The organism is Psychrobacillus sp. FJAT-21963 (assembly GCF_001420585.1).
In the GTDB taxonomy this organism is placed as follows: domain Bacteria; phylum Bacillota; class Bacilli; order Bacillales_A; family Planococcaceae; genus Psychrobacillus.
Genome location: NZ_LJIY01000034.1, coordinates 1 through 4,612, shown reverse-complemented (window position 1 = coordinate 4,612; position 4,612 = coordinate 1). Strand labels below are relative to the sequence as shown.

Genomic DNA, 4,612 nt, shown 5'->3' with positions numbered 1-4,612 from the left:
TTTAAGGTGAAAAAAATCCTTGAATAGGCTTTATTTATTCACGATCATTTTCTTGCTGTATATCATCGAATTAATTATAGTTTTTATTAAGAGACAAAAAGGAGGAGGATTAAATTGATCACTGATATTGAAAAGGATAAAAGAGTGAGAAGAAGTAGAAGACTCTTAAAAGAAGCATTTATATCTTTAGTTACTGAAAAAGGATATAAGAGTGTAACCGTAAAGGATATCATCAATAAGGCAGATTATAATAGAACTACCTTCTATGCTCATTTTAGTAGTAAAGAAGAATTAACAGAAGTATTAGTTACTGAAATGATTGAAGGTCTGGAAGAAGCCCTACTCGAACCATATCAAGAGAAAAATTTATTGCAGTTTGGATCTCTTAAACCCTCCTCCTTGAAGCTATTTGAGTATATTGAGGGAAATTCTCGCTTCTTTAATTTGTTATTAAAGGATGACACCATTCCCAATCTCCAAGATAAAGTGATCGACATGATTTTTAACCTATTTAAAGATGAAATTACTTTTTTAAGTGATTTAAATACAGAAGCTAATACGGAAAATTTCGCGACCTATAGAACCTATGGTATTTTTGGCATTATATTAATGTGGATAAAGTCTGGTTACATCCAATCACCTGAGGAACTATCCAGACAACTGATTGTTATCCTTAATTCCTATACACATGGAGTACGTAAGAATAAATAGTAAATGCACACTCTTTTTAGAGAGGTGCATTTTTTTAATAGAAATTTTTCTGACTGTTCACCCAATTTATATTGACATCAAGCATGAAGAAACCCAAACTATGGATAAAGAACAAGGGGGCAATTAAATGAAGAAACTTCTATTAACAGGTTTTGAACCTTTTTTATCCTTTACGGTGAATCCAACGATGCGTATTGTAGAGGAACTAAATGGGCAGTATATTGGTGAATATGAAATATATGGCAGAGTACTGACTGTAGATTTCGCCTCTTCAGGAAAAGAGCTGCTTGCACATATAGAAGAAATCGATCCAGATGCAGTCATCTCATTAGGACTAGCGGGAGGGAGATACAAAATCACCCCAGAGCGTATTGCTATAAACGTAAAAGATGGAGCAGCAGACAACGAAGGGCATACACCATTAGATGAATCTATTCAAATGGAAGGAGAGCCAGGGTACTTTTCCACTTTGCCTATTCGCCAAATGGTAAACAAACTACTGGAAGAAGGACTACCAGCATCCATCTCCAACACAGCAGGTACCTATCTTTGCAACAATGTTATGTATGAAGGCTTGCACTACGCAAAAACAAATAAACCTGACATGCCAGCAGGCTTCATCCATATTCCTGCATCGCACGAGCTCGCTATTCAGCATGGAAAGATTCCAAGTTGGTCTCATGCAGATTTGAAAAAGAGTATAGAGCTATGTATTGAAGTACTTGGGGAAAACTAAACTGAAAGAGCACTACATGATGGAGAGTTACTCAGTTAAAAAACTATTAAATCGAAAGGAAAATACACATGCTTTCCGTGTACGCCTATTCTCAAGAATATATAAATGAATGTCGTTTAAAAGTGGATATACAGTTAAAAACCTACGAGAACTTAATAACAACGGCAAAAAAACAAGCCGGAAATAGTAATGTTGAGCTGAAATCTGCAATTGAATCTTTTGAACCGAATTTCTTTAATAATATGGTGTTAGTTTTAGATAACTATTTTAACAATAGAAGTAGAAACCTGGAAAAGAAAGACGGTAATCCATTAAATGAGGTAAGGATGCTTTGTGATTCTATAAAGGAAAATAATTGTATTTTGATTCCAAATAAAACGATTAAATACGACCATGCTAAGTCCGTTTTAAAGTATCAAATTGGGGACGAAATTAAATTAAGAAAAGAAGATTTTGTACTTTTATCGAAAGAATTCTTTGCTGAAATTGAAAGTAAATTTATGAGTAAATAAAAAATTATAGGAGTGAAGAAAATGATTACTAAACTAGGTCAAATTATGCTCTATGTAAACAACCAAGAGGAATCCGTTAAATTTTGGACAGAAAAACTAGGATTCATTGTTAAATCTGAAGTAGACAATGGACAAGGAATGAAGTGGTTTGAAATTGCTCCAACTAAAGACGCAGAAACTAGCATTGTCCTTCACAATAAAGAGTTAGTTGCAAAAATGTCACCAGGAGTTAGCTTAGAAACACCATCATTAATGTTCTTCTCAGAAAATCTAGATCAGTTATATAAAGACTTTTCGGAAAAGCAAATTACGGTTGGGGAACTTGTGGAAATACCTGAAGGAAAAGTATTTAACTTTGCGGATAATGAGAACAATTACTTTGCAATATTAGAGAAAAAGTAGGAAATACTAAATACTATAAAAAAGAGCACTTAACATGTCGTTTAGTGCTCTTCCTCATTTATTTTAGTAAGCTGACCAACCAGCATCGATTGCTATAACTTGTCCATTTACAAAGCTTGCTTCATCAGAACCTAAGAAGATAGCTAGTTTAGCAATTTCTTCAGGTTGACCAACACGAGGGTTGATCGCCATACCAAGAGCTTGACGAGATGCTCCAAGTTCGTTGATATTTGTCATTGTTGAACCGATGTTTGTTGCGACAGCACCAGGGGCAAATCCGTTACAACGAATGTTTTTGTCTGCATACATAAATGCAGTATTTTTAGTTAAGCCCACAACTGCGTGTTTAGATGCAGTATAAGCAGCACCTGCACGAGCGCCGTATAAACCGCCAGCAGAAATATTATTTACGAATGTCCCGTGACCTTGTTCAAGGAAAATCGGGATTGCTAAACGCATCGTGCGCATAACAGCAACAGTATTGACTGCAAATACACGTTCCCAACGTTCGTCCGAAATATCCCCAACAGGTTCCATACCATCCATAATACCTGCATTGTTTACTAAAATGTCTAGCTTTCCAAAAGCAGTTTTCGTTTCGTCGAATAAACGTTTTACATCTTCTTCTGATGTTACATTCGTTTGAATAGCAATCGCTTCACCACCAGCTGCTTTAATACCTTCAGCTACAGCAGTTGCTCCTTCTAAATTCATATCTGAAACAACGACTTTTGCTCCTTCTACTGCATAGCCTTCAGCAATTGCTTTCCCCATACCTGATGCAGCGCCCGTTACAATCGCAACTTTACCTTCTAGTTTCATAAGAGAATACCTCCTTGAATTTTATTGTACACTTGTTCAATAACTATTATAATAAATAAAAGTAAACGCTTTCAATAAGCAAAAATAAGCTAACTGTTCAGTAATGAACAAGTTCATAGAAAATTGTTTAATAAGAGGTGAAATAAATTGTCTTCTATTGATATACGAATTATTAAAACGAAAGAATCCCTTCACGAGGCATTGTTAGAATTACTGAAAGAAAAACCATTAGAGAGCCTTTCTATTTCTGAAATATGCAGAAAAGCTAAAATCAATCGGGGGACATTCTATTTGCATTACGGCCGGGTGGAAGACTTGTTTGAGGAATACTTCCAAGAAATTATGGAAGACTTAGCAAGCTCATATGAAGAACCATATCGCCATGTACTAGTTCTAAAAACAAGTAGCCTTGATCCATCTACTATTCGAATCTTTCATCATATTGAAAAATACAAGCCCTTTTATAAAATTGTTTTTTCTAAAAACGCACCATTAACCTATTACTATTTATTATTTGAGAAAATAAATTCACTATTACATACAGATAAAGCGGTGAAATTAGATGCGGGAATCAATATGAATTTAAACAGTGCTTATCAAGCAAATGCTATTATCGGAATCATTATTGAATGGTACAAAGGAGACTTTCAACACAGTGCTAGCTATTTAAACGAGCAGCTCGTGAAGATTTTGAATGTGAAAATGAATTTGGAATAGGAAGGTAGAAACAATCAACTTGTGTAGAAGCTTTTCTCTAGAAAAAACAAAGAGGAGCAGGTTAATTCCTGACTCCTCTTTTTTATATATAATGTCTTATTTTACTCCTAAAGCTTTCAGTACATTCTTTTTGTACATCTCTTTAACTGCTAAAGGCATTTCTTTACTTGATTTCCACTCGGCCTGTTCTGTATAAAAAGTTTCCTCTAAGCCCTCTGGGAATTTCATCTCATACAGGTCATTTATGCTCTTAACTCTTAAAGCCGCCATAATAGCAAAAAGCTGTACTTTGTTTATGCTAATACCTTTACCATTGATAATCTCTGATATCGTACCAACGCGCATGCCCGTCATCTGAGCTAAGTCCTTTTGAGTTATTCCTCGTTCTTTCAACAAGTCATCTATCTTAATAACAAAGTATGCTTCTTCCAGTAAACCAGCCGTATCCATTACTATATCATTCATGGAACTATGTCCTTGTTCTAATAAATCCTTAACCATTATTTTTTTCATCAGTATCTATCTCCTAAAAATGATTTCGTTATTCCGTCAGACATAATATATGTTAGAGGTACAGTTTGTCAATAATAGTTAACCCTTGCTTAATTGTTTGAATTCATTTTTAGCATCTTAACAACTACTTTCTAATCATGTCTATTCTACTTTTCTTAAATTTATAATATAATAGAACTACATATAATTATTACCTTTA

The 4,612-nt window shown here is 34.4% G+C and carries 7 protein-coding genes; 5 read left to right on the top strand and 2 right to left on the bottom strand.

The window, feature by feature from the left end; genetic code table 11:
* Window positions 1-114: 114 nt before the first annotated feature.
* The 4 genes from AN959_RS20435 (at window position 115) to AN959_RS20420 (ending at window position 2,361) form a co-directional block, all read left to right on the top strand.
* A complete protein-coding gene (locus tag AN959_RS20435; RefSeq protein WP_056833488.1) occupies window positions 115-711 on the top strand; it encodes a TetR/AcrR family transcriptional regulator in 597 nt (198 codons plus the stop codon).
* Window positions 712-838: 127 nt separating this feature from the next.
* Window positions 839-1,447 carry a pyroglutamyl-peptidase I gene (locus tag AN959_RS20430; RefSeq protein ID WP_056833486.1) on the top strand — a complete coding sequence of 203 codons (609 nt, stop codon included), beginning with the start codon at window positions 839-841 and terminating at the stop codon, window positions 1,445-1,447.
* Window positions 1,448-1,515: 68 nt separating this feature from the next.
* Window positions 1,516-1,959, top strand: coding sequence for a hypothetical protein (locus AN959_RS20425; RefSeq protein WP_056833484.1), 444 nt, complete (start codon window positions 1,516-1,518; stop codon window positions 1,957-1,959).
* Window positions 1,960-1,980: 21 nt separating this feature from the next.
* The gene (locus tag AN959_RS20420) at window positions 1,981-2,361 is read left to right on the top strand and encodes a VOC family protein (protein ID WP_056833482.1); all 381 of its coding nucleotides are present in this window, start codon (window positions 1,981-1,983) and stop codon (window positions 2,359-2,361) included.
* 63 nt (window positions 2,362-2,424) lie between these two features.
* Here AN959_RS20420 and AN959_RS20415 read toward each other — a convergent pair whose 3' ends face one another.
* Entirely contained in the window at window positions 2,425-3,183 is a 759-nt protein-coding gene (locus AN959_RS20415) for an SDR family oxidoreductase (protein ID WP_056833481.1), read from the bottom strand.
* A 147-nt stretch (window positions 3,184-3,330) separates the two neighbouring features.
* Between AN959_RS20415 and AN959_RS20410 the strand changes: the two genes are divergently transcribed.
* Window positions 3,331-3,900: a TetR/AcrR family transcriptional regulator gene (locus tag AN959_RS20410; protein ID WP_056833478.1), complete on the top strand. Its 570-nt coding sequence runs from the start codon at window positions 3,331-3,333 to the stop codon at window positions 3,898-3,900.
* A gap of 96 nt (window positions 3,901-3,996) precedes the next feature.
* Here the strand turns inward: AN959_RS20410 and AN959_RS20405 are convergent, their stop codons facing one another.
* On the bottom strand, window positions 3,997-4,413 hold the full coding sequence (locus AN959_RS20405) for a helix-turn-helix transcriptional regulator (protein ID WP_056833476.1): 417 nt from the start codon (window positions 4,411-4,413) through the stop codon (window positions 3,997-3,999).
* Window positions 4,414-4,612 lie beyond the last annotated feature (199 nt).

Bases quoted from the DNA above. Each gene is read 5' to 3' on its own strand.
- AN959_RS20430 (WP_056833486.1), top strand. From the start codon at position 839: ATGAAGAAACTTCTATTAACAGGTTTTGAACCTTTTTTATCCTTTACG.
- AN959_RS20425 (WP_056833484.1), top strand. From the start codon at position 1,516: ATGCTTTCCGTGTACGCCTATTCTCAAGAATATATAAATGAATGTCGT.
- AN959_RS20420 (WP_056833482.1), top strand. From the start codon at position 1,981: ATGATTACTAAACTAGGTCAAATTATGCTCTATGTAAACAACCAAGAG.
- AN959_RS20415 (WP_056833481.1), bottom strand. From the start codon at position 3,183: ATGAAACTAGAAGGTAAAGTTGCGATTGTAACGGGCGCTGCATCAGGT.
- AN959_RS20405 (WP_056833476.1), bottom strand. From the start codon at position 4,413: ATGAAAAAAATAATGGTTAAGGATTTATTAGAACAAGGACATAGTTCC.